Source organism: Aminobacterium thunnarium (assembly GCF_055390565.1).
Map to the genome: position 1 here is coordinate 1,177,522 of NZ_AP042412.1, position 24,336 is coordinate 1,201,857.

21 protein-coding genes are annotated in these 24,336 nt (G+C 42.2%); all 21 read right to left on the reverse strand.

Going from position 1 to position 24,336, the window contains the following annotated elements:
- Window position 1: 1 nt before the first annotated feature.
- On the reverse strand, window positions 2-1,345 hold the full coding sequence (locus ACZ5GY_RS05820; RefSeq protein ID WP_213695997.1) for a CpaF family protein: 1,344 nt from the start codon (window positions 1,343-1,345) through the stop codon (window positions 2-4).
- Entirely contained in the window at window positions 1,345-2,460 is a 1,116-nt protein-coding gene (locus ACZ5GY_RS05825) for an AAA family ATPase (protein ID WP_464111608.1), read from the reverse strand. The genes ACZ5GY_RS05820 and ACZ5GY_RS05825 overlap by 1 nt, the downstream gene beginning before the upstream one ends.
- Complete coding sequence (locus tag ACZ5GY_RS05830; RefSeq protein WP_464111609.1) at window positions 2,457-3,611, reverse strand: type II and III secretion system protein family protein; 1,155 nt, start codon at window positions 3,609-3,611, stop codon at window positions 2,457-2,459. Before ACZ5GY_RS05830 ends, ACZ5GY_RS05825 begins: the two co-directional genes overlap by 4 nt.
- Entirely contained in the window at window positions 3,611-4,474 is an 864-nt protein-coding gene (gene cpaB, locus ACZ5GY_RS05835; protein WP_213690342.1) for a Flp pilus assembly protein CpaB, read from the reverse strand. Before cpaB ends, ACZ5GY_RS05830 begins: the two co-directional genes overlap by 1 nt.
- 15 nt (window positions 4,475-4,489) lie before the next feature.
- Complete coding sequence (locus tag ACZ5GY_RS05840; protein WP_464111610.1) at window positions 4,490-5,512, reverse strand: pilus assembly protein TadG-related protein; 1,023 nt, start codon at window positions 5,510-5,512, stop codon at window positions 4,490-4,492.
- 5 nt (window positions 5,513-5,517) lie between these two features.
- Window positions 5,518-5,916 carry a TadE/TadG family type IV pilus assembly protein gene (locus ACZ5GY_RS05845; RefSeq protein ID WP_213690340.1) on the reverse strand — a complete coding sequence of 133 codons (399 nt, stop codon included), beginning with the start codon at window positions 5,914-5,916 and terminating at the stop codon, window positions 5,518-5,520.
- A 14-nt stretch (window positions 5,917-5,930) separates the two neighbouring features.
- A complete protein-coding gene (locus ACZ5GY_RS05850; RefSeq protein WP_464111611.1) occupies window positions 5,931-6,407 on the reverse strand; it encodes an A24 family peptidase in 477 nt (158 codons plus the stop codon).
- Between the two features lie 117 nt (window positions 6,408-6,524).
- The gene (locus tag ACZ5GY_RS05855) at window positions 6,525-6,704 is read right to left on the reverse strand and encodes a Flp family type IVb pilin (RefSeq protein WP_464111612.1); all 180 of its coding nucleotides are present in this window, start codon (window positions 6,702-6,704) and stop codon (window positions 6,525-6,527) included.
- Window positions 6,705-6,902: 198 nt separating this feature from the next.
- On the reverse strand, window positions 6,903-7,580 hold the full coding sequence (locus ACZ5GY_RS05860) for a response regulator (protein WP_464111613.1): 678 nt from the start codon (window positions 7,578-7,580) through the stop codon (window positions 6,903-6,905).
- Window positions 7,580-8,725 carry a sensor histidine kinase gene (locus ACZ5GY_RS05865; RefSeq protein ID WP_213696074.1) on the reverse strand — a complete coding sequence of 382 codons (1,146 nt, stop codon included), beginning with the start codon at window positions 8,723-8,725 and terminating at the stop codon, window positions 7,580-7,582. The genes ACZ5GY_RS05860 and ACZ5GY_RS05865 overlap by 1 nt, the downstream gene beginning before the upstream one ends.
- A gap of 254 nt (window positions 8,726-8,979) precedes the next feature.
- The gene (locus ACZ5GY_RS05870; protein WP_213699857.1) at window positions 8,980-10,161 is read right to left on the reverse strand and encodes a thiolase family protein; all 1,182 of its coding nucleotides are present in this window, start codon (window positions 10,159-10,161) and stop codon (window positions 8,980-8,982) included.
- On the reverse strand, window positions 10,158-10,862 hold the full coding sequence (locus tag ACZ5GY_RS05875) for a 3-oxoacid CoA-transferase subunit B (RefSeq protein WP_213701163.1): 705 nt from the start codon (window positions 10,860-10,862) through the stop codon (window positions 10,158-10,160). The genes ACZ5GY_RS05870 and ACZ5GY_RS05875 overlap by 4 nt, the downstream gene beginning before the upstream one ends.
- Window positions 10,846-11,553, reverse strand: coding sequence for a CoA transferase subunit A (locus ACZ5GY_RS05880; RefSeq protein ID WP_213699859.1), 708 nt, complete (start codon window positions 11,551-11,553; stop codon window positions 10,846-10,848). The genes ACZ5GY_RS05875 and ACZ5GY_RS05880 overlap by 17 nt, the downstream gene beginning before the upstream one ends.
- 16 nt (window positions 11,554-11,569) lie before the next feature.
- Window positions 11,570-13,513 carry a TRAP transporter permease gene (locus ACZ5GY_RS05885; protein WP_213690375.1) on the reverse strand — a complete coding sequence of 648 codons (1,944 nt, stop codon included), beginning with the start codon at window positions 13,511-13,513 and terminating at the stop codon, window positions 11,570-11,572.
- A gap of 69 nt (window positions 13,514-13,582) precedes the next feature.
- Window positions 13,583-14,536 carry a TAXI family TRAP transporter solute-binding subunit gene (locus ACZ5GY_RS05890; RefSeq protein WP_464111614.1) on the reverse strand — a complete coding sequence of 318 codons (954 nt, stop codon included), beginning with the start codon at window positions 14,534-14,536 and terminating at the stop codon, window positions 13,583-13,585.
- Window positions 14,537-14,576: 40 nt separating this feature from the next.
- A complete protein-coding gene (locus ACZ5GY_RS05895) occupies window positions 14,577-15,935 on the reverse strand; it encodes an aminotransferase family protein (protein WP_213690367.1) in 1,359 nt (452 codons plus the stop codon).
- Between the two features lie 304 nt (window positions 15,936-16,239).
- Window positions 16,240-17,946 (reverse strand): hypothetical protein, encoded by a 1,707-nt coding sequence (locus tag ACZ5GY_RS05900; RefSeq protein WP_307879988.1) that lies wholly within the window; start codon window positions 17,944-17,946, stop codon window positions 16,240-16,242.
- 127 nt (window positions 17,947-18,073) lie between these two features.
- The gene (locus tag ACZ5GY_RS05905) at window positions 18,074-19,237 is read right to left on the reverse strand and encodes an efflux RND transporter periplasmic adaptor subunit (protein WP_213695877.1); all 1,164 of its coding nucleotides are present in this window, start codon (window positions 19,235-19,237) and stop codon (window positions 18,074-18,076) included.
- Window positions 19,238-19,260: 23 nt separating this feature from the next.
- Window positions 19,261-20,559: a TolC family protein gene (locus ACZ5GY_RS05910; RefSeq protein WP_464111615.1), complete on the reverse strand. Its 1,299-nt coding sequence runs from the start codon at window positions 20,557-20,559 to the stop codon at window positions 19,261-19,263.
- Window positions 20,556-23,627 carry an efflux RND transporter permease subunit gene (locus ACZ5GY_RS05915; RefSeq protein WP_213699862.1) on the reverse strand — a complete coding sequence of 1,024 codons (3,072 nt, stop codon included), beginning with the start codon at window positions 23,625-23,627 and terminating at the stop codon, window positions 20,556-20,558. Before ACZ5GY_RS05915 ends, ACZ5GY_RS05910 begins: the two co-directional genes overlap by 4 nt.
- Window positions 23,624-24,262 carry a TetR/AcrR family transcriptional regulator gene (locus tag ACZ5GY_RS05920; RefSeq protein ID WP_213690372.1) on the reverse strand — a complete coding sequence of 213 codons (639 nt, stop codon included), beginning with the start codon at window positions 24,260-24,262 and terminating at the stop codon, window positions 23,624-23,626. The genes ACZ5GY_RS05915 and ACZ5GY_RS05920 overlap by 4 nt, the downstream gene beginning before the upstream one ends.
- Window positions 24,263-24,336 lie beyond the last annotated feature (74 nt).

Consider the following 24,336-nt stretch of genomic DNA (forward strand, 5'->3'; position numbering starts at 1 on the left):
CTTAACTCCCCCTTTTGGCCCGTAAAATATCTTTTGGCAATGTTACCCCAGCCATATCAAATTTATAGCTACGATGGGGTTGAATACCCGTTGGATCAAGATTTCCTCGAACTCGCCCCGCATCGTCAAAACCTTGATGGTTAAAAGTAAAGAGATCTTGCATCTGAATCGTGTCACCTTCCATACCTGTTATCTCTGAAATTGTAAGAACACGACGAGAACCATCTTTCAGTCGTTCCTGATGAACGATAAGATCTATACCTGACGATATCTGCTCACGAATAGCCCGTATAGGCAATTCCATCCCCGCCATAAGAACCATGCTTTCAAGACGAGAGAGAACATCTCTCGGTGAGTTAGCATGAAGAGTGGTTAAAGAGCCATCATGACCAGTATTCATAGCCTGAAGCATATCGAAAGCTTCTTCTCCGCGACACTCACCTACGATAATTCGATCGGGACGCATACGGAGCGAGTTCCTCACAAGCATTCGTATAGTTACAGCTCCCGTTCCTTCTATATTTACAGGACGAGATTCCATACGAACAACATGGTCTTGTTGCATACTTAACTCTGCCGCATCTTCTATAGTGACTATACGCTCTCGATTCGGTATAAAACTTGAAAGTACATTTAACGTTGTCGTTTTACCCGAACCAGTTCCACCTGTAACAAGAATGTTGTACCGAGCTTCTGTGGCTACACGTAAAAAACTCACGGATTCATCTGAAAGCGTACCTAAAGCAATAAGATCCTGGGCAGAAAAAGGTTCCCGTCTGAACTTTCGAACTGTCAACGTCGGCCCGTCAATGGAAATAGGCGGAATAACAGCATTGACACGTGAACCGTCAGGCAAACGGGCATCGACCATAGGTGACGCCTCATCTATACGACGGCCTAATGGGGCAACAATTTTATCAATAATTCGGCGTATGTGATTGTCGTCATTAAAGAAAACATCCGCAGGTTCTATTTTGCCCCACCGTTCTACATACACCATATCGCAACCGTTTACCATTACTTCTGTCACTGTATCATCGTCTAATAAGGGTTGAATCGGTCCATACCCAAAAACCTCATTTAAAAGGTCGTCTTCAAGACGGCTTAATTCAGCCGCATTAAGGCCTTTAACTTCCTCAAGCATAGATTGAATTTCAAGGGTGATCTGTTCTTTAACCAAGGATGATTTACCCCAATCAGGCTGAGCCGCTATTTCTTCCATATCAACTTCATCAGCCAACCGAGATAAGATACGACGATGAGTTTCACGATATAACTCGGAAACAGATCCTCGACCTCGCCGCTGACCTGCTGTATCACCAGCCAAACGTCGTAAAAGGCTCATTAGCTTGTCACCTTCTCTCGCACCTCAAGAGCAGAAGCTATCTCTCGTATTATCTTCGAGTAGGCTGCCCGAGGCTGGTCGATAATAAGCGGTTCCCCCCTTAGCCACCCGTTTTCAAGCTTTGATTCGAAGGGAAGAATACCTTTTACTGTATATTCCTTATCAATTTTTTCTACTATAGAACGATGCTCTCGTTCAACTCGGTTTAAAATGACAGCTCTTTCAATCCAGGGAATACGTAACTGATCGAGAAGACCCGAAACCAAATGTAAATTTTTTACGCCAGTACAGCTACAATCTGATACAAGCCATAAGCGTTGGCATGCTTCAGCAAGTTCGACGCTTATGTCATCAAGATTACGGTGCAAGTCAACAAATATATAGTCAAAACGATCAGAAAGAGATTGAATCAAGCGATCTGCCATTCCCGCTTTGATAAGTTCGGCCTGTACAGGATTTTTAGCTGTTGGCATAATCATGAGGTTGTTAGGCCCCAGAGCAAGATAACGTTCGCCATCGGCTACTCCGCTAAGACATTCATTTGCCCAGTTTGTCCAACTTAACTCATAGGGCGTATTCAAAAGAAAGGCCACGTCACCCATATAGAGATCACCATCTATGAGAGCCGTACGTTTGCCCATCATGGCAAGCTGAGATGCTAAAGATATAGAAAAAGAGGAACCTCCGGCACCACCTCGGCAACTCCAAACAGCAATTCTCTCAGCCTGACGTGTGCCACCTTTTGAAAGAGTTTCTGTATTGACTCGTCTAATGGCATCTACAAGTTCAGCGCTCGTAAAAGGCTTCAACAAATAGTCACGTGCGCCAGCCTGCATGGCTTTTCGCAAAAACGCAACGTCTTTTTGCACAGAGATCATAATGATCCCTGGGTGGACAGGCATTTCCGCCAATTTTTCAGCTAATTCCGGCCCATCTCCATCAGGAAGCTGAACGTCAAGAAGAAGAACAGACGGCCTCAATCGAGTGACAGTCTCTATCACACCTTCAAGTCGATCGCTCTCCCCTATAATTTCCACATCCGGCTCCATCTGCAACATACCGCGAATAACATCTCTTGTTACAGAATCATCATCTACTATGAATACTCGAATCATAGGCCCACCACCTCCGGTGTCACTGTGATCACGAGTTCTGTCTCATCGTTCGTGAACTCTTTGCTTCTAAACAGTTGCCCAATAATAGGAATATCGCCAAGCAACGGAATCTTCTTTACGTATTTTGATTGCTTATTGTCAAGTAAACCACCAACAACAAGAGACTCATTATGAGCCAAACGTACCTTATTCGCTATTTTTCGACTTCGAATAGCTGGGATCTTTATGCCTTCAGTTTCAACGGCATTCTCCCAATCAATTTCACTAACTTCTGCTTCAAATGTCAGCCAAATTTCACCAAGTCCATCAAGTTCTGGCGTGAATTTCATAATCACTCCGTATGGTTTCCACTCAACTTTAATCTCGTTGTTATCCACTCCCACTGGAACGGGAATCTCTCCTCCTACATTGAGAAAAGCTTCTTCTCCACTTAACGTAGATAGGTAGGGTTTACTTAGAATTTTAGCTTGCTTATTCTCTATAAGAGCGTTGATTACTGCATTGATGCTTGTTGGCAAATCATTGTTCTGTGTGTAATCGATAACGTGAGCATTATCTGGATTGAAATCAAAAATGCCCCAAAAATGATTATCGTTATACTCTAAACTTTTCAAGCCAAGTTTATCCCCATCTTGCTTTTTAAGCTCCATAACAATGGCACGAAGCTTTATCTGAGGAGCGTCTTCAACTTCTAACAAATTTATTATTTTTTCACCAAAAGCACCTGCTATAGCAACAGCTCGTATGCGATCTCTTGGAGTTTTCACTTTACCTTCAAGAACAACAGCACCTCCGCGAACGGTAACATCAACATTTTCTGCTTTCAGCAATTCCTTTAGCTCCCACGAAGGGGCATCTGTTGAAGGATGAACGAGTATCTTTTCCATATGCATTCCTTTGCCATCCCACACTATAAGAGCCGCTCCGCCTTCGACTTTCCCCGTAAGCAGAATCTGGTTATTATCTAGAGGCACAGCATCAAGAACATCTGGATTTCCTACCGACATTCTCTTTACATTCTGATATTTAAGAACAGCACTGTCTCCCACATCAAGATGATAAGTTGCAGCTACCGCTGGAATAACGCCCCAAAGAGCTACTACTAACGCTATAACAAAAAAAGTGCTTATCTTTCTAACGAGACGAGTCATCAACGAGACCTCCCATCAGGAGAAACTGTTACTGTTGTTATATTTCCAGGCTGAATCATTTCTATTTTCCAGCCCTTAGGTATGGCAGGTACACTTCTTTTAACAACAGACTTCATTGGCGCTGCCTCGGCCACACCTTTCGGTGAATTGGAGTTTCCGGGCCCTTTATACACAACTAGGGGGGTCTGTGTCTCTTCATGAGCCGGACGTAAGGCCAACCATAAATTGCCGAGACTCTGCGCCCAGGCTGCCACTGCCGCTTCTTCTGGAGAAACTTCTACTACCGCTGTTTGTGCCACCATTTGTTTTTCTTTATTTGTTTCTTTCTCTTCTTTACGTCCCATAACTCCACCAATAGCGAGAACCTTTACCCTAGAAAGAAGAAGACGAGATGTAGGACTAACCTCATCTTTCTCTCTGTAAACGTGGAAAACATCAACGTAATCACCTGGGCGAAGAAGACCTCCAGTAGCCCGTACCTCATCAATAGGTAAAGCTATGGCTACGCGACCATTTGGAAGCTGAAATGCTACTCCAAGCTTCTCAGGATCTAGCGACAATTTCCCTTTTAATACAGGATCGCCAGTTGAGAGCTCCATCATAGAAGCTTTTCCGACAACTTCGTCTAAAGATAACACTTCATCTGCAGGAATGCTGCTTCTTGGCATTCTAACAGTCTTTACATCTTCGGATGTAATAATAGAAAAAGCATCTTTGGGACGTGTTGCCACCACAACAGAAATAAGCTCTCTTTCTGCCCGGGCAATCTTTAGTTTGTAACTACGGATCTGCTGATATACTAAAAAAGCTGCCATAATTCCTAATAACAAAGAAACTACTAAGAAAATTCCTCTCTTTTTCACGTCCTCACCTCACCTTCATTGAATTAAACTAACCGAGTAAGCGCCAAAAGAGCCACTTCCACCACCAGAACTGCCTGGAATAACTCTTTCCACAAAACGGCCAATAACTCGTGAATCTTTACCGGTACCCTCTACCCCTTCAAGAAAGAAACTGGCAAACCCCACAACTTCCACTTCTTTGCGTCCGTATACCTCCCAACCTGCAACGACAGGTAAAGTAATCAATCGTGGGCTTTCGTATAAATCATCAAGATGGGTTGAATACCAATCCCATGAAATACGTCCGTCTTCATCAAGAATATAATCTACACCTTCTTTGATGATTTCAAGAGCGATAATATAATCGATACCATCTTCTGTTGGACCAGACATATTTCCAGGTTCTGTTGTTATCATCATGCCCTCTTTTACAATGGCATCGTAACCAAATTTAAGTTTTTCTCGAAAATTATTTGCGCCCTTTCCACCAAAAGCTAGAGCATGAAAATTCCCGTGATGCTGATACCCTGGGTCTTCGGGATCAGAAGGATCATGAGGACCAATTTTTAAAAGATACTGTTCTCCAAAAACAAATCCTGTTTCAGGCTCTTCTATGCCTAACGGACGTAATCCTATAGAAGAAGAGGCCGATGAAATTTGCGCTGCGGCACGGGCAGAAACAGCACTAGACGTTATGCCCAAGATGCGGGCAAAAGTCATGCCAACTATCTCTTGCGCCGTTACACGACATGTAAGCGTATCTGGAAAAGTTACAGAGTAACTTCCTTCTGATTTGTTATCAGCAGCGACTTCAGCAGCAACTTGCGTAGCACTTGCTTCTCGAAGAGTCTGACTTGCCATTGCATTTCCAAGTTCCCACGCCCCAGCAAGACTTGCTGCATCAGCAGCTGTCTGAAGACGCCAGCGAGTCATAACAAGACGACCGTAATCTAAAGTAAGAGCACCTGCACCAAATAACACCACCATGCTGGCAGCTACCCACACAAGAACAGCTCCCCGACTTCGTTTAAAATTTTCCTTTCGGTTCTTTTCTCTCATTTCTCTCACTCCGATCTAAAAGCGGCCACGGCTTGCGCTTGCCAATTAGGCACAAGCCCCTCCACAAAAGACCCAAGAGGTGTTATAAACGCAACAGGAGCATTTACTGTTACAACAGATTCTTCATAGGTTCCCTTATTGGTCTTTGCCACATTTACGGTAACCTCATCACTTGCCCAACGTGAAGCTAAAATTTCTTCAACTCTGCTGATAACATCGGTGTCATTACCACCAACAGAAGCCATGCGAGCCCCTTCTCGAACGCTATGTTGCAAGGTTAAGTATTGTTGCATAATCAAACCGAAATCTATAATTCCCATCACGAGAAGAAGCAAAAGGGGCAACACTAGCGCAAATTCAACAAGTGCCTGCCCTTTACTTCGTTTTTTCAATATTTTTCTCATTTCATCACCCCCGCTCATAGCAGGAGATACAGAGCATACCCAATAGCGATAGAAAGTGCGTAAGGAACTTTTTCTTTTCTATGCTCTCGCCCTGATATCCATATACTCTTGAAAAACTTACCCGCGCCACCTGCTAACGCTAACCAAACACTTTTATAATCAACATCTTTAAAAGCCAAAACGAGAACTAAAAGACCACCAACAATAGATGAATATAAAACAACATACAAAGCCCCAGGCCAAGCTACTGCCGCCCCAGTTGCAGCTAAAAGCTTAACGTCTCCAGCCCCCATTCCTCCCAGCATATACGGAATAAGGAACCATCCTAATCCCAACAAACCACCTAAAAGAGAGGACATAAACGCACCCTGGAAACCATGAAAGAGCAACGCTGCAAAGAGCACCCCATATGTGAGCCAATTAGGAACCTTTTTATATTTGAGATCATAAAAACCTGCCCAACATAAAATTACTAAAGTTGCCCATTCCATAGAAGCTCCTCCCGTTTTAGAAACAAAGGGCAGGTTAACCTGCCCTTTGACTAAAATTTTTCAGCTTAAACATTTGTAATTTTAACGAAAGACCCAATTATTTTAAAAAACCCTGTATCAGTTTCCAGCTTCATTTAAAGCAGTTGTTGTTTTAGTGAAAATTCCTCCTATAGCATCCGCCAAGCCAAATTGAGTTCCTACTAAGACAGCTAATGCAATTAAAGCTATTATTAACGAATATTCAACCAGCCCCTGGCCTTCCTCATCCCACACGAGGTTACGAAGTTTTTCTATCATTTATATTCCCTCCCCTTCTCTTCTAACGTAGAATATTTTGCTACTGTTTTACAATAATAATAAATGCTTAATCCCCGCTTGTTTATATCTTAAGCTCCACGAAAAAAAAGTGAAATTCATCAAAATGAAGGGAAAGTTAATCTATGCCGTTGGGAAAAAGTCCCAATGGATAAGGGGAAGAAGTATGTATTTTCTTACTTATTCGCCAGCAGAATCCATAATTTCTGATGGTGCATGCTCAGGCAATCCCCATTTCCATGCGAGGGCAACAGCCTGGCCTTTTTCTTGTACTTCAAGTTTCTTCAATATTTGGCTCATATGATTTTGTACTGTTTTATTTGAAAGGATCATTCGTTTTGCTACTTCTCGGGAAGAGAGTCCATGGGAGATCCAATAAAGGATTTGTTTCTCTTTGAGCGTCAAAGTTTCAATTTTCTCTTTAAATTCGGCATGGGGAGAAAAAGAAGAGAGGAGTTTTGAGGCTATTTGAGGATCTACATAACGACCACCAGAAGCAACAATTCGTAGCGCAGTAAGAAGCTCTGCCAATCCCGATGACTTTAAGACATACCCTTGAATACCTGCTCTTGATACACGTGTTATCTGATTTTCACCATCAAGTGCCGTGATAATGACAAAAGCACAATTAACTCCCTTTTCACGTAATTTCTTGACTACTTCTATGCCATCAAGTTTGGGCATACGTATGTCAAGCATAACAATTTGTGGAGACATACGCTCAACAACTTCTATAGTCTCTTGCCCATCTCGTGCTTCTCCTATAACCTCAATATCAGATTCCATATCAAGAACTTTTCTAACGCTTTCTCGAAAAAGGTTATGATCATCTGCTATGACTACAGTAATTTTTCCCATTAATAATCATCCTCCGGAATTGGCACTCTCATTGAGACGGTGGTCCCCCTGCCAGGGGAGCTATCGATAGAGATATTTCCTCCAAAAAGACGCGTTCTTTCTTCCATGTTCATTAAACCGTAAGATCCTCGTTCTCTGGCATCAGCTTTTGCTTCTTCAACGTCAAAGCCTTTGCCATCGTCACTGATTTTGGCACTAAAAGCATCTGTCCCAGCGCTGAGAGCAATCTTGACGTTCTTTGCGTCTCCTTTTTGTATAGCATTGTCCATAGCTTGGTGAATGACTCTAAAGAGATTGCTGCGCAGAGCCATTGGAATACTCACAATATCTCCGGAAGCCTGAAAAGATATTTCTACCCCATAACGATCACTTGCCTGTTTCGCATATCTTTGAAGGGCTACATCAAGCCCCTCTTCAAGACCTTGAGGATAAATCTGGAAAAGGAAGGTACGAATATCCGCCATTGCCTCTTGCATCTGTTTCTTTACTTTGCGAAGCTCTTCTATTGCTTCATGATTTTTCCCAGTTTCAATATATCGTTCTGCTAAATCATAAAGCATAATTGCTCCTGAAAGCTTCTGTGCGGGGCCATCGTGAAGATCTCTGGCCAACGCCCTACTATCCCTTTCAGCTAAGCTGAAAGCTGCCGCAAGAATTTTAAAGCTTTTCTCGCTATCTGCACCTAACATAGCATTTACAGCTTGGTCTTCCAAAAGTTCAAGGGCCAAACGAAACTTATTGGCCATTTCGTCACTGCGTGCAAGGGATTGTATGATTTCCCGTTCTTCTTTCATTAAGTATTCACGCTGTTGACGTAAGCTACGCTCACGTTCTTCTAAGGTGGCCTGCATTTTCATAAGCTGCTCGGCACGATCATAAGCTTGTTGCTGAGACTTCTCATCTTCATCACGTGTAGCATCAACTAAACGTTGACGAGCACTTTTATAAGCCTGCTCCGTTTTGTCAGAAGCTTCAATAGTTTCATAAATATTTTTCTGAATGTATTCGAGTTTTTCCCGCACTTCTTTAAGCCTCTGGGTTTCTTCATGTCGAATACCAGAAACGCTTGATAGGTTGGATGCGATATACCCCTGTACTTTGTTATGAATGCTTTTTAACTTGGTATAAATCGTGTCATCCTTCATATGAGCCTCCACCTTCAAACGGAAGAATTTATTTTATTTTATTTTAATAAAAACAGACATTTTGCGCAACTATTTCATCTAAAACTCATGAACAATTTTACCTAGCATTAATAAGGAATTTAATTTTTAATATTCGGGATAATATGGTTATTGTCATTATATCAGGTGAGTGGTACAACAAAAAAAGACTTCCGCCTCAATTTGAAAACAGAAGTCTTTTTATTTTTATAACTAGCTAATTTTTGTAAAGTATTTTAAAGTCGTTGCACGACCATCGCTACTGCCTGCCCACCACCGATACACGCACTGGCAATGCCAAGTTCTTTGTCTGCTGTCTTGAGTGCATAAAGTAATGTAGTAAGAATTCTAGCCCCGGTAGCTCCTATGGGATGTCCTAATGCTATGGCTCCACCATGAACATTAAGTTTTTCCATATTTAAGGGAAGAACTCTATGGCAAGCTATAACCTGCGCAGCAAATGCTTCATTGATCTCAATAAGATCCATATCTTCAAGGGCTAGATTCGCCATTTCAAGAGCTTTAGGCATGGCAATAGTTGGCGCTATTCCAAACAAGCCAGCGTCAAGAGCCGCATTTGCATACCCTAAAATTCGCGCTATTGGCTTATGACCTTGTTGCTTGGCCCATTCTTCATTCGCTACGACAACAGCACTGCCAGCGTCGCATAAAGCTGAGCTGCTTCCTGCGGTAATTGTTCCATTTTCTTTAAAGATAGCAGGGAGACGGCCAAGAGCTTCAAGAGAGGTATCTTTTCTTGGAATTTCTTCACGGTCTACAACGATTTCACCTTTTTTACGATCACGATAGGTTAAAGACACAGTTTCTTCTGCGAACAAGCCCTCTTCCATAGCTCGAACTGCCTTTTGATGACTTTGCAAAGCATATTCATCTTGTTCTTGTCTCGATATATTATATTCCGTAACCAGGCGTTCTGTTAGTGTCCCCATGAGGGCTCCTGCCACGGGACACACAAAACCATCCTGATGTAACACATCTAAAGCCTTCTTTTCTCCCATTCTATGGCCCCAGCGTGCATCGGGAAGGAGATAGGGAGTATTCGTTGCGCTTTCCATTCCCCCTGCCACTCCAGCATTAATATCTCCAAGACGGACACGGTCAGCTATAAGCATGATAGTCCGCAAACCCGAGCCACATCGTTTATTCACGGTAAATGACGGAATATCTTGCGGTAATTTTCCCTTGACCATAGCGATACGAGCGGGATTGGCTCCTACACCTGCCTGCCAGCCATTTCCCATAATTACTTCTGAAATATCATCAGTTTTAACACCAGATCGTTTTACGGCTTCAGCTATAGCTACGCCTCCAAGATCAGGAGCTTCAAAAGATTTTAAAGATCCTCCATATTTTCCGCCAGGAGTTCGGCAGGCACTCAGAATAACAGCCTTTGTCATTTCGATGCCTCCTCGCAACAACATTCTTCTTCAATGCCTTTCATTAAGCAAAGATCACTGCTCACCTCAAAACTCATAGCTGTTTTTTCCAGCAATTCATTAACATCCACGTTGGGAGCTATCTCTGTTAACACCATGTGCCCGTCGCGCTTTCTTACAACACAATACTCAGTCACAATTGTAGAAACTACGCCTGCACCTGTAAGAGGAAGAGCACATTTCTTTACAAGTTTTGACCGTCCTTTCTTATCAAAATGCGTTGTGGCGACATAGACGGCTCTTGCTCCGGATACGAGATCCATGGCTCCACCCATCCCTGGTATGAGTTTTCCCGGAATCCACCAGTTTGCCAAATTGCCTTCTTCATCAACTTCTAATGCACCCAAAACAGTGGCGTCGAGATGACCACCTCGAATGAGACCAAAACTCATATCGCTCGAAACTATTGATGATCCTGGAATAAGGCTTAACCCTCGTCCTCCCGCTCCTATAAAGCGAAGATCGTGTTCCTCTGGCGCTGGGCCTGCACCAACAACTCCATTTTCTGTCTGCATGATTACCCTGACACTACGAGGGATGAAATCTGAAACAAGCGTAGGAATACCTATGCCCAGATTGACAACGGCGCCATTATCAAAATCAAGGGCTATTCGTTTTGCAATTCGTTCTCGCACTACCTTTTCATCAAGTTCTGGAAGCATAGTATCCATCTCCTTTCAGCACGAGAATATCTACCAGAATTCCAGGTGTAACAACATCGTTAGGGTCAATTTCACCTTCACGAACAATGGAATCGACTTCTGCTATGACAATATTCGCTGCCGTTGCCATAACAGGGTTAAAATTCCGGTTCGTTCCAAAATACGTTAAATTTCCCCAACGATCAGCACGATACGCCCGAATAAAAGCAACATCAGCCCGTAAGGGGAGTTCAAGAATGTATCGTTTACCATTCACTTCTATTACTTGTTTATCTTCTTCATAACACGTTCCTACTCCGGTAGGCGTCAATACGCCTCCTAATCCAAAACCTCCCGCTCTGATACGTTCAACAAAGCTCCCTTGAGGAACAAGTTCAAGTTCTAACTTATTCTCATTAAAAAGACGTTGCGTCTCTTTATTTAAACCGATATGAGAAGCTGTAACTTTACGAACCTGACCATTAACAACGAGCTGGCCTTGTCCAATACCTTCTGGATATTTATCATTGGCATATAAAGTATCATTGGAAATCAAGTGTAAATCATTTGTTTTCGAAGCAGCCAATGCATCCACTAAGGTGTAAGGAACTCCTCCGTAATTAAACCCTCCGACCATCAGCGAAGCTCCCGGCTTTACATAGCGAATTGCCTCTTCTGCTGACATAACAGGTTTAATGGTTTTTTTGGGCATATGCCGAACCTCCCTTTTATTGTTGTTCCGTGTTCTCTAAAATAGGTGAGACAACACGAGATGCTCTGCGTTTCTGAGTAATAAACATAAACGCAACGATAGCAACAGCAACGACATTGGCTATTAGGGTTGGATGAATTAACAAGAAAGGAACCGCAAGCAACGCAGCTCTTCCCCAAATTGGAAGATGAGTAACAAAGAACCCCTGAACACCTGCTGCCAACCCTATTATTCCCAGGAAAGCAGTTGCACAGCCAATAATAATTTTTATAAGGCTGCCCTGGAAAAGAAGATAGCTGTTATACACAAACATATATGGGACAATAAATCCTGCCACAGCAACGACAAGGGCCGTAAATCCTGTTTTCATAGCGTTGGAACGTGCTATACCAGCAGCAGCATATGTAGCCAAAGCTACTGGAGGTGTTACATCTGCCAAGACTCCAAAATAAAGGCAGAATAAATGAGCAGACATCATGGGAACCCCCATTTGAGCCAACGCTGGAGCGGCGAGTGTTGATGTAATGATGTATTGTGCTGTGGTAGGAACTCCCATACCGAGAATAATTGATCCGATCATTGTCAATAGAAGTGCCAAGGGAAGTATTCCGTGAGAAAGGCTCATAACAAAAGAAGAGAATGCAAGCCCAACTCCGGTTATACCAATAACTCCAATGACAATGCCAGAACACGCACAAGCTGCAGCGACATCGACTGCGCCAATAGCTCCGTCAATAAGAGCATTAAGTATTCGTTGCGGTGTCATACGATATTTCTTTTCTCCTAACCATGAGGCTCCAATCAGACAGACAATCGACCAGAAAACGGCCTTTACAGCAGAATATCCTGTTGCCAAAAAACCTATGAGAGTAATGATAGGTATTAATAGATGCCAGCCTTCTCTTAAGACAGGCCATATAGGAGGAACCTCTTCATTGGTCATCGCCCTTATACCCTTTTTCCCTGCTCTGAAATGCACCATGGCCCAAATTGAGAAGAAATAAAGTGCCGCTGGTATAGCCGCTGCAACCACTATTTCCCAATACGAAATACCAAGAAATTGAGCCATAATAAAGGCGGCTGCCCCCATGACAGGCGGCATAACTTGACCTCCTGTTGAAGAAGCGGCAACAACTGCACCTGCAAATTCTGAGCTATATCCTGCCGTTTTCATGAGAGGGATAGTAAAAGCTCCTGTCGTCACCGTGTTGGCAACAGAACTTCCCGAGACAGTTCCCATGAGAGCGCTGGCAACCACTGCCGCTTTTGCTGGACCTCCGCGGCTTTTACCAGTCAGTGCAATCGAAAGATCTATAAAAAACTGTCCAGCTCCCGACACTTTAAGAACAGCTCCAAACAAAACGAAAAGAAATATAAATGATGCTGAAACACCTAAGGGAACGCCAAATATACCATCGGTTCGTAAATACTGGAACGGCGCGATTTCATCGAGGGCAAAGCCTCCATGAGCTAAAATCCCCGGGAAATAGGGGCCTAAAAAGGCATAAATCATCGCAATTGTCGCCATAATTGGCAAGGGTAGTCCCATTGACCGTCTCGTTCCATCAAGAACGAGGAGGATCATCATCGATCCTAAGTAAATATCTGAAGTAATAGGTGCACCTTCACGCATAGTAATGGTTTCCCAATTCAAAATAATGTTGAGACAACCAACGATGAGCAGTGCTGCAAAAATCCAGTCCCACCAATCAATACGATTTTTTGGCCTTTTTTTCGATATGGGATATAAAAGGAACATTAACGCTCCCATAAAAAGCCAGTGGATACTTCTCTGGTACATAGCTGAACGTAACCCAAAAACAGCCGTATAGAGGTGAAAAACAGATGCCGACAGGGCTAGAGCAGCTACAATCCAATATTGCCAGCCGTGAAGTTCTCGTTTTTTTACATCTACATCTACTGGCTGAATGTTCTGCGGCGGTATTGAAGGATTTGTCATCATGTTTCCCTCCCCAGTCTCATCTCAAAATGGCGGGAGAGAGAGACTCTCCCCCGCAGTAAAAGAGACCTATTTCACCTCTATGCCTTTTTCCTTGAAATATTTCACTGAACCAGATGTAAATGGAATAATTCCAACGCTCGCTTCTTCTGGTACAAAGTGAGATGCCTGCTGAGTAATATCCATGAAAGCTTTGGCATTTCCTATAATTGTGCTAACCAAGTTATACCCCAATTCTTCGGGCATATTCTCATGAACAACAAGGAAGTTACCATCTGCTACAGTCATTATGTCTTTGTCTATGCCGGGGTATGTTCCTTTGATTATGGTATATGGGAAAAGGAATGGATGGGTTTCAACTACCTTTTTAACGAGCTCTTCAGGAAGAGGAATGAGTACGATATCGCGAACAGCAGCAACCTCTAATACAGCAGAGCCTGGAGCTGCAAAATTCCAAAAGACAGCATCAACATTTCCATCTTTCAGTGCCATAACACCTTCAGGCTGAGTCAACTGTTGTTTTTGTAAATCTTTGTCCGGATCTATTCCAGCAGTTTCAAGAATAATTCGGCTTAAAATCTGGTCTCCACCACCAGGAGCTCCAAGAGAAACTTTTTTCCCTTTAATGTCTTCAAAAGATTTTATCCCTGTTTTAGTTGTTGTTACAAGATGCTGAGGGGCAGGATACATATGCATAAGAATCCTTAAAGGAAGTTTTCCATCTTGCCCGAATGCTTCGGTTCCCGTATAGGCCTGATATAAAGTCGATCCCATAGACATTCCTATCTGGGCTTTATCAGAAGCAACAAGGCGGCAGTTCTCTTTGGAAGCCGCAGTTGAACGGGATGTAGCTTTGACACCAATGTTGGCTTTCGTCAATATTTCAGCCATGGCCCCACCTAGGGGATAATACGTTCCTCCAACTCCACCTGAACCGATAGTAATAAATGTCACAGCTGTTGCTGCACTTCCAAATACTACAAGAGCTAAAACAGCTATCAGGGCTATCCATTTCTTATTCATACACATACCCTCCTTTAACTTTAGGCCCTCGACTCTTACCCTACAAACCAGACAACAATTTTTCGCTTGCTGCCCTCAATCCTTTCTCCAAACGCACAACAATTTCATCTATTTCGTTCTCTGTCACTATGAGAGGAGGCGCAACTAAAAATTGGTCTCCCTCTACTCCATCTATTTGTCCCCGCCCTGGATAAACAACAAGTCCCTGTTTCAGACACTCTCCGGTCGCAACACCAGCCGCGTTTACTGAAGATGGGAAGGCCTCGCGTGTCTTCTGATCTGCAACAATTTCAACGCCTCTCATGAGCCCCATTCCTCTTACTTCTCCAACGATAGGGATGTTATACAGAGACTCTAGTTTCTTTGAGAATCGATCTCCCTGAATGCGTGCATTTTCTACCAACTTCTCTCGCTGTATCAAACGGAGAGTTGCAGTAACAGCAGCAGCTGTGGCTGGATTGGCGTTATAGGTATGACCATGTTGAAAAGCACCGCTTCCCTGTTTCAATATCTCAACAATTTCGTCTTTGGCTATAAGAGCTCCTACTGGTGAGTACCCTCCTGACAAGGCTTTTGCAGAACAAATCATGTCGGGAATAACGTTCCAATGATTCAGGCAGAAATTAGCACCTGTACGACCAATTCCAGTCATAATTTCATCGGCAATAAGCAAAACATCGTATTTAGAACAGATTTCGCGAATAATGGGCCAATATTCCTTAGGAGGGTGAAGTCCACCAACAGTGGAACCTACAATAGGTTCTGCCACAAAAGCGGCAACATATTGAGCTCCTATTCTTCTGATTTCATGTTCTAGTGAGTGAGCGCAACGAATATCACAAGAAGGATATGACAATCCATAAGGACAACGGTAACAATAATGTGAAGATATTTTGGGATAATCCTGATACAAGGGATAAAAAGTTCTACGACGAGCCATGCTACCCGCTAACCCCATAGTTCCTATGGTACTTCCATGGTAGGAGTTCCAACGAGCAATCATGACATATTTTGAAGAACTCTCTCCATCACGTTCGACGAAATATTGTCTTGCCAATTTAAGCGCCGATTCGATAGCTTCGCTGCCACCACTGACAAGCCAAACATAATTAAGCCCTTCTGGCGCAAACGAAGCAACTTCTTTAGCCGCTTCCATAGTGGCCTCGTTATACCACCGTGAAGGATGGGCAAACTCAAGAGAAGTAAGCTGTTTGTATATAGCATCAGCTATCTCTTTGTTTCCATGGCCTACACTGGAAAGCAATGCTCCACTACACCCATCAATGTAGGCTTTTCCATCCTCATCAAAAAGGTATATTCCTTCACCTCTAACAGCTTTTTTAAGGGCAGTTTTGTAGCTACGAGGAATCATCGCCCCATATTCTGGCACGCAAACCATCCCCTCTCTGTGTTTTAATACACATTCCAACTACCTCTGTTCTCGTCCGGCCGGAACTCACAGAGAAAATCCCTTAACTAAATAATTAGGATAAAACGATACGAAACATTACGTAGAAAATTAAGCAGGAATAAAATATAGATAAAGAAGGTTAACATGAGAAGTAATGACTACTAATTTTTTTATTTATGAAGGTTTTCCTTCGTTAATAATAGATTCTTCTAGATGGTTTGTCAATTTAAAATAAAAGAGAAAAAACAAAAGAGACCGTTTTTCAACGGCCTCTCGTAAAAAAAGGTTAAAATCAATTTTTATTCTCAGCAATTACTCCCTTAGGAGTAAAAACATACTTATCATCCATAAAAACTATCTCTTTTAAACGATATGTGCCCAAAACTTCGGAATAAAAAGGAACGAAAGCCTCAATTAATGTTTTTGCAGACCGCCCCACGTCTTTTTTCTCTAACTCATAATTCAACGTCATATCTATCAATGGGTGTTTTATATTCACTGAAATATTCTTCTCAGGTTTCCTCGCTATTGTATGATCTGCTTCGGGAAATTTAATCGCCACACGTTTTTTCTTTGTGCTTATGATAAGCTCCGGATCATCAAGAGATTCATAATGATGGGATTTATCCATATTTTCGTTAAAGATCCTCACATCAAAAGGAGCGTCTTCAATAAGCCACTTGTTAGGTATCGTTAAAAGATATGTAGGACTCATAAGCTCCGTAACGGCAGCCTCGTTCATAGCAATAAGCCGGATTTCTGAAATTTCATTCTTAAATCTATTTAGATAGGTTGCGTTACGGCATCGACCAATAAGATAGAGCTTGTCGCTATTCACAACTCGAGTGTCGTTGAGCATTTTATTGAGAGTTGTATTGAACTCCTTTATATCTCCGCCATCCAGCAAGAGCTCTGCAAGCAGTCGACCATTCAGAGACACCTCATATCCGTTGTCAATATTACGTTGCAAGTTTTCGCGGGCTTCTTCCAACATACCAATTTGGGCATATGTTAACCCGACAAAAAGGAAATTCTGCCAATCTGAATTGTTTGACTGGTTTATTATTTGCTCTAAATCTTCCCTTACACTTTGAATATCGTCACTGTTTTTGGAATCCGCTTTTTTCTGCAAACGTAGACGTTCCATCAAGACGCTCGCCCAAAGAGGATCCTTTCTGAAGATAGGTCGGTGTGTTTGTAAAAACTTATCCGTGCAATCAAGGAAAAACGTCTCGTTCTCCTTGTTGGAAAGAGCATAATAATACCAAAAGGGAGGGAAGTACTGAAAAGCAACATTATCACGAAGAAGTCGCGCCAATTTTCGATGCTGAACTTCTTCTCCCCCTGATTTCACACTTTCTACAAACTCATTGATCTGTTTTTCTGTCAATCTGTACTGATCATCAATATTATATTTTTTTACTATATTCCACGATGCCGTTAACAAATCTTTTCGTATCGCATTAATCGAGTTGAGCTTTTCATCGTCGAGAGCTTCGATCATTTCTTCATTTTCGCTCAAGTACTCCTCTATCTGTCGTTGATAGTTCACATACATAGAGCCCATTGAGGAAACCGCACTTACGGCAGCAGACACTACACTTTGCGGGGAAAGCTTTACCCCTGCAAGAAGGTTATATAATGTACGTTCCAATTTTCTCTGATAGCTCTTCTCTATACGCTCACGTTTACGTTCAGAAATAATTTCATCTTTAAGCGTATCCATAAGTTTGGCCAGAAGTTTAACAATATCTTCGTCAGGAATAGCATTTAAGTTCAAGTTATTTATGATATTGTCATACTCAAACGAGAGGACAACACGATCATTGTATGAAACAATTTTGCTCAGTGAATAGGTGCAATAATTGAGCGCTTGCAAAACTTCTATGGGATCATACTTTTTTTCTTCCTTTAAAGTAACAGCCCCTTCTGCAGCAGGCGACACACACAAAAGAATCCCCCAGACAAACAGTAACAAAAACGAAGAAAACCGTTTCATTATTCGCAATAAACCTCCAGAAAAGATGATACCCAATACTACAACAAAGCTCTCTGGGAAGCTACGAAAATCTACCCAGAGAGCTTTGTTATTTTGCTATTAAGAGTCTATATAAAATTAAGAAGAATTATTCCCTTACTGAAAACTCTACCTTATCGCCGTCTTTAAGAAGCTTGCCACCAGCAACTACAACATAATCTCCTTCAGACAAACCTTCCGTAACTTGAACGGTAGAGTCAGTTCGTATTCCCAACTTTACAGGAATTATTCGCAACTGCTCGTCTTTAACAAGTCGTAACGCTACTCCCTCTTCACCTTCTATCAGAGCATCAGAAGGAACAACTAAAGCATCTTTTGCCTCTTGTCGTATTAAGAAAACTCGAGCAAACATTCCAGGTCGAAGAGATACCCCATTTTGATTATTATCTATAAACACTTCAACCTGTACTGTTCTCGTGTCCTCTTTTACATAGGGGCTTACCCGAGCTATTGTTCCCTCAAAAACTTTGTTGCCAAGGCCATCGCTGCGAACAAGCCCCTTCATTCCTGAAGAGAGACCAAAAGCTCGTGACTCCGGTACTCTGACAACGGCCTTAAGTGTGCCCATATCTGCTATTTCGACAACAGCAACAGAAGGGCTCATCATTGTTCCAATAGTATGGGAGTAATCATTTAATACTGTTCCTGATATTGGAGCCTTTATATAATACTCAGAAAGTTTAACCTCAAGATTTTTTAGCTCTGAACGCGCTTGGAGAACAGTCGCCTCTGCCAACTTATATCTGGCCTCTGTCTGGAGATAGGCTGTCTCTTTAGCATCAAGCTGCTGTTGAGTCGAGAAGCCTTCCTTTAAAAGTCGCTGATAACGTTCTCTCTCTATTTTGGCATTATCAAGCCCCGCCCGTGCTTCAGCAACCTGAGCTTCTGCCACAATAATACTTGCTTTTACCGAAGAAATTTGGGCATCAATGTCTCTATGGTCAAGAACAGCTATCGTTTGGCCTGCTTGCACCAAATCACCCTGGCTTACCTTGAGAGATTCAAGGCGTCCTGTAACTTTTGGATAGACAACGACCCTTTCAATAGCCTCTATTGTACTGTTCTCTTCAAAACCATCACGAAGGACAGGTGTTTTTTTCGCAGACATCACAGATACTTTTGCCGCTGTTGAAAGTGCGGAGGAAGTGTCTTGAGAAGCTTCTGGTCTATTTCTCAACGGGCCAAAAACAAAGAAGCCGGCACCGAGAAGGATAACGATAACGCCAATTAGTATTTTTTTTGTAGACCGCACTATTGAATCACTCCTTAGTCTTTTTAAGGAAGAACTGGTTCTTCAGTTAAAATGCCCTCAGCCTTGCGTAAACGTACTATAGCGTAGGCATAATCTTTTACAGCAGAAGAGTACTCTCGACGAGCATTCGTTAAAGAAGCCCGTGCATCCAATACATCCAATTGAATGCCTACCCCTTCTCTATATCCCACCTCAGACAAGCGCAATGTCTCTTTTGCGAGTTCCAAGTTGATCTGAGCCTCTTCCACAACCTGCGATGCCGTTTCTAAATCAAGATAAACACTATTTACTTCTGTAAGAATACTCTCTTCCTTTTTGTTTACAGCATGAACAGCTTGTTCTCGCACAGCCTTCTGTTGCACAACTCTACCATGCGTAAGGCCACTATCCATAACAGGAATATCAACATTGATACTTGCCTGCCATGTATCTTTACTATTGTAAAGAGTTTGTTCAGGGTCATCATACCGATATGTACCTTTTATTGATACAGATGGCCTCATGCCACTTTTCGCTATTTCAATCTGCTGATCGGCAACATTAACCTGTAGTTCTGCTCGTTGATAATCGGCACGAGACGAAAGAGCTTTCGTTAAAGAGGATTCCATATCCCCTTCAATAGGGTTGTATGAAAGCGCCCCTTCTATTTCATATGATGTTTCCGGTCGTATATTCAGCAATTCAAGCAAATTTATTTTAGCTATTTCCAAATTATTATTTGCACGGATCAAGCCCGTTCTATTTTCAGCCAGCTGTTTCTCCGCACGTGTAATCTCTAATCCTGTCGCTAAGCCCAAGGCTCTCTTCTTTTTGACTTCCTCTAAATATTTCTCCGCAAAAAGGAGTGCATCCTCAGCTGTCTTAACATTTTCCTTCTCAAGCAATACGGAATAGAAACGATTGTAGACATTCAAAGCAACCTGTTCAAATACTTCTTTGTAATAAAACTCAGCTTGCCGTTGTTCTATGGATGCCTGACGCTTTGCTGCCGTGATCCGTCCGCCCTGATATATAGGTTGAGTTAGTGTTAAAGAAGCAGTATTTACATTTTCTTCATCCGAACCAGCATCAGGTTTTTCTCTACGTGTATAGGTAGCCCCAGCATCTAATGAAGGAAGTCCTCCGGCTTTTGCCTCTACCTGTTTTCCTCCAGCACGAATAAGTTCCTGGCGAGCTGAGAGGATATCCAAGTTTTGCTCTTCCGCTATAGAAAGTGCTTTTTCTAATGTCAAGACCATACTATTCTCAGAGGCTGCCCATCCAATCTGCACCATTAACAATAGCAGCATAAAAACTAAAGCTGTTCTTTTTGCATATCTCATTTTTCCCCTCCACTCATACTCGTCACCGTAGACTTTTTTGTCAAACGTACAATAATCTGCGCTATTTTCTCTTTGGCATCACCTAAAATAACGTAGACTGCCGGAATTACAAACAGTGTCAGGAATGTCGATGTAAGCATTCCTCCTATAACAGCTGTAGACATGGGCTGTCGTATCTCTCCGCCTTCACTGAGCCCCAAGGCGATGGGAATAGCCGCTATAGATGTAGAGAGCGCTGTCATAAGTATTGGCCTCAGGCGTAAAGGTCCAGCCTCTTGCATAGCTTCCAATCGACCATAACCAGCAGCTCGGCGTTGGTTAGCAAAATCGACCAATATAATGGCGTTGTTTACGACAATACCGACGAGCAAAATAATTCCCATGAAACTCATCATATCTAAGTCCATGCCTGTAACTAAGAGGATTCCAAAAACACCTGTCGTTGCAAGGGGTAATGAAAACATAACCATTAAAGGATAGATGAAAGATTCAAACTGTACTGCCATAACCATATAAACCAAAATAATGGCAATAGCAAGAGCTTTGAAAAGTTCTTGAAAATTTTCTTTCATATGCTTCGAAACGCCAGTTGGAATAACACGAACACTGCCATCAGAAGGTGCATATTTTTTAAAGGAATCCATTACGAGAGTTACACCTTCACCTGAAGAAATTCCCGTTGCATTCGCAGTAATTGTTAAAGAACGTTGCCTGTTATAACGTTTTACAAGAGTAGGACCTTGCCCCTCTTTAACTTTAACAAGACCTGGCGCTTTTATGAGATTTCCATTTCCATCTTTAAAAGCTATATTCTGAATATCCTGGATGTTACGCCTATATTCTTCCTCTGCTCTCAGACGGATATCATAGCGATACCCACCATCTTTCATAACACCAGATTTGACTCCGCCGAAATAAGCCTGTATCTCCTGAGAAAGATCTCGAACATTTACATCCAATTCATCTGCCAGCCCTCTGTTTATTTCTACATTAATTCTGGGGCTATCAAGTCGAACGTCAGTAGAAACGTCTGTTAAGCGACCGTCTTTTTCAATATCTTTCTTCATCTTTTGAGCTACAGCATCTAATTGTTCGGTATCTTGACCTACAAGTGTAATACTAATATCAGATCCCCACGTACCAAATGTAAGTTCCACGTCTTTATAAGTAGAAAACTGTTTTCTCATCTTTCCCATGACTTCCGTAGACGAAGCGCGTTTATTTCTCGGAACCAATGTAACATTAAGTTTTCCTTTGTTTACCTCTTGTCCCATTCCTGAACCTATGGTTCCATAGGTATATGCAACTTCAGGATAGAGACGAACAGATTCTCCAAGCTCATCTAAAAATCTTTTGCCCTCATCAAGAGATGCTCCGGCTGGAAGCTCAAACCTGATTGCGAAATCGCCTCTATCTTCATTTGGGAAAAACCCTGTGCCCAGAAAGCCTGCCATAAAGATACCCAAAACAAAGATCCCTACTGCACCAGCCAAAACAATAAATCGATGTCTCAGACAACGTCCCAGCCACTTCCGATAGGTATTTTCCAGCCATTCCAGAAAAGCTTCAATTTTAAGAGCTACTTTTCCAGGACGATCTTTACGGAGTATTCTTGAACATAAAAAGGGAGTCAATGTCAAAGATAGAACAAGTGAAATAGCAATAGTTAAAACAACTGTGATTCCAAAGGCATAAAAGAAACGACCAATAACGCCACCCATTGATGCGACAGGGGCAAAAACGCATATTGTCGTCGCAGCTCCTGCCAAAACGGCAAAACCTACTTCGCTCGTTCCTTGTGATGCCGCTTCCATGGGTAATTTGCCATTTTCAAGGTGCCTATGAATATTTTCAAGAACAACTGTAGTTGCATCAACGACCATACCTACAGCTAAAGAGAGTCCCATCATGCTCAAGTTATTAATCGTAACGCCAAGCCCCTTAAGAATAATAAGGCTACCGAGCAAACAGACTGGAATTGTTACAATTGTTACAAAGGTTGCCCGCATCGTTCGCAAAAAGAAAAGCATTATAAGAGAACAAAGACCAATACCTATAAGAGTATCACTTCCGACTCCGGCCATAGATTTACGAACGAATGAAGAAGTATCAGACAAGACTTCAATATTGACATCTGATGGAGCTAGTTTTTTGAGGGAATCAAGTTCCTTATACACACCATCTGCCAAAGCAACTTCATTTGCTCCTCGCTGCTTAAGGATTTCAAGAAGTATAACCGGTTTCCCGTTATACGTCGCTATAGAGCGCACATCTTCGTATCCATCTTCGACTCTGGCCACATCTCGTAAACGTATAACAGCCCCGTGTCGTGAAACTATAGGAAGCTGCTCAAGCTCTTCAACAGACCCATATTCACCCTCAAGGCGTATGCTCAATTCTCTACGGTCAGATTCGAGACGCCCAGCAGGAAGTTCAACGTGCTTATCTTTTATGGCATCTTTTACGTCTTTAACTGTTAAATTACGTGATTCCAAAAGAGCAGGATCAAGCCAAACTCGTATTTCACGTTCGCGAAGTCCTATAGTATCGACACTACCAACACCATCAATAGTCTGCAAACGCTCTTTCACTACTTTGTCTGCAAAATGCGACTGCTCTTTATACGAAGCTACCCCTGTAATACCTAACGTAATAATCGGACTGTCACCAGCATTGAATTTTTGGACAATGGGTGTTTCTGCTTCTTCCGGCAAATCGGAAACAGCCAGATTAACCTTGTCTCGAACATCTGCCGCCGCCGCATCTATATCTCGCCCCAACTCAAACTCGACTAAAATGATAGAGCGACCTTCATATGTATTTGACCTGATATTCTCTATTCCTGAAATAGTATTTAACTGTTCTTCCAAAACGTCTGTTACGTCATTATCCATAACAGTCGGGCTTGCTCCCTGCATTGTCGTCGAAACGGCAACAAGGGGGAAGTCAACGTCAGGAACTCGCTCCATTCCCATGTTTTTCATCGCCAATAAACCGAAAAAGATAAGAGCAAATGTTCCTATTAATACAGTAACAGGTCTGCGTAAAGAGAAGTCTGTTATCTTCATAGTGTTCCTCCTTCAGGCGAAGCTAATAAACCACGTAGCACAAATGATGTAACATCCTGTGCTATTTTTTCTTCTGTAACATCGATCAAGCCTAAAGCGATTTGACGCGAAAGACCTGTAAAAAGGGCATGTATCATTGCCCCAGCTAACATAGCATCCATAGTGGAACGAAACTCTCCATTTTGAATGCCTTTTTCAATAATTTTTACTATAGCCAATTGCGTTTGCTCTAAAGGATGAATCTTAGGATCAAAATCACGGCGTAGATCTACATCTTCATGGAAAGCAAGTATCATTGATGAAATTATTCTTTTGTTTCTCACCATCCCTACTGTTACTGTTTCTATTATGAGAGCTAATGTTTTAGCCATAGAAGATATTTTTTGATTTACAATAAATTCAATCTCTTTGTTAAGAGGTTCAACATGCTTCTCCATAACAAAACGCATTAATTCTCTTTTATTTTTGAAATAGTTATAAACCGTGCCCTTTGCAATTCCTGCCTCAAGTGCAACTCTTTCCATAGTTGTACCCTTCCAACCATATTCCTCTATAACGGTGCGAGCTGACTTATATAGCGTCTCACGCATAAGGTCATTTAACATCTGTTTCTTTTTTTTCTGAAGCTGAGACATCCACATCCTCCTGTCGTTTTGACTATAAGGCCAAAAATATGACTTAATAGTCATATTCAACGGTAGGTATTATA

Bases quoted from the DNA above. Each gene is read 5' to 3' on its own strand.
- ACZ5GY_RS05820 (WP_213695997.1), bottom strand. From the start codon at position 1,345: ATGAGCCTTTTACGACGTTTGGCTGGTGATACAGCAGGTCAGCGGCGA.
- ACZ5GY_RS05825 (WP_464111608.1), bottom strand. From the start codon at position 2,460: ATGATTCGAGTATTCATAGTAGATGATGATTCTGTAACAAGAGATGTT.
- ACZ5GY_RS05830 (WP_464111609.1), bottom strand. From the start codon at position 3,611: ATGACTCGTCTCGTTAGAAAGATAAGCACTTTTTTTGTTATAGCGTTA.
- ACZ5GY_RS05840 (WP_464111610.1), bottom strand. From the start codon at position 5,512: ATGAGAGAAAAGAACCGAAAGGAAAATTTTAAACGAAGTCGGGGAGCT.
- ACZ5GY_RS05845 (WP_213690340.1), bottom strand. From the start codon at position 5,916: ATGAGAAAAATATTGAAAAAACGAAGTAAAGGGCAGGCACTTGTTGAA.
- ACZ5GY_RS05850 (WP_464111611.1), bottom strand. From the start codon at position 6,407: ATGGAATGGGCAACTTTAGTAATTTTATGTTGGGCAGGTTTTTATGAT.
- ACZ5GY_RS05855 (WP_464111612.1), bottom strand. From the start codon at position 6,704: ATGATAGAAAAACTTCGTAACCTCGTGTGGGATGAGGAAGGCCAGGGG.
- ACZ5GY_RS05860 (WP_464111613.1), bottom strand. From the start codon at position 7,580: ATGGGAAAAATTACTGTAGTCATAGCAGATGATCATAACCTTTTTCGA.
- ACZ5GY_RS05865 (WP_213696074.1), bottom strand. From the start codon at position 8,725: ATGAAGGATGACACGATTTATACCAAGTTAAAAAGCATTCATAACAAA.
- ACZ5GY_RS05870 (WP_213699857.1), bottom strand. From the start codon at position 10,161: ATGACAAAGGCTGTTATTCTGAGTGCCTGCCGAACTCCTGGCGGAAAA.
- ACZ5GY_RS05875 (WP_213701163.1), bottom strand. From the start codon at position 10,862: ATGCTTCCAGAACTTGATGAAAAGGTAGTGCGAGAACGAATTGCAAAA.
- ACZ5GY_RS05880 (WP_213699859.1), bottom strand. From the start codon at position 11,553: ATGCCCAAAAAAACCATTAAACCTGTTATGTCAGCAGAAGAGGCAATT.
- ACZ5GY_RS05885 (WP_213690375.1), bottom strand. From the start codon at position 13,513: ATGACAAATCCTTCAATACCGCCGCAGAACATTCAGCCAGTAGATGTA.
- ACZ5GY_RS05890 (WP_464111614.1), bottom strand. From the start codon at position 14,536: ATGAATAAGAAATGGATAGCCCTGATAGCTGTTTTAGCTCTTGTAGTA.
- ACZ5GY_RS05895 (WP_213690367.1), bottom strand. From the start codon at position 15,935: ATGGTTTGCGTGCCAGAATATGGGGCGATGATTCCTCGTAGCTACAAA.
- ACZ5GY_RS05900 (WP_307879988.1), bottom strand. From the start codon at position 17,946: ATGAAACGGTTTTCTTCGTTTTTGTTACTGTTTGTCTGGGGGATTCTT.
- ACZ5GY_RS05910 (WP_464111615.1), bottom strand. From the start codon at position 20,559: ATGAGATATGCAAAAAGAACAGCTTTAGTTTTTATGCTGCTATTGTTA.
- ACZ5GY_RS05915 (WP_213699862.1), bottom strand. From the start codon at position 23,627: ATGAAGATAACAGACTTCTCTTTACGCAGACCTGTTACTGTATTAATA.
- ACZ5GY_RS05920 (WP_213690372.1), bottom strand. From the start codon at position 24,262: ATGTCTCAGCTTCAGAAAAAAAAGAAACAGATGTTAAATGACCTTATG.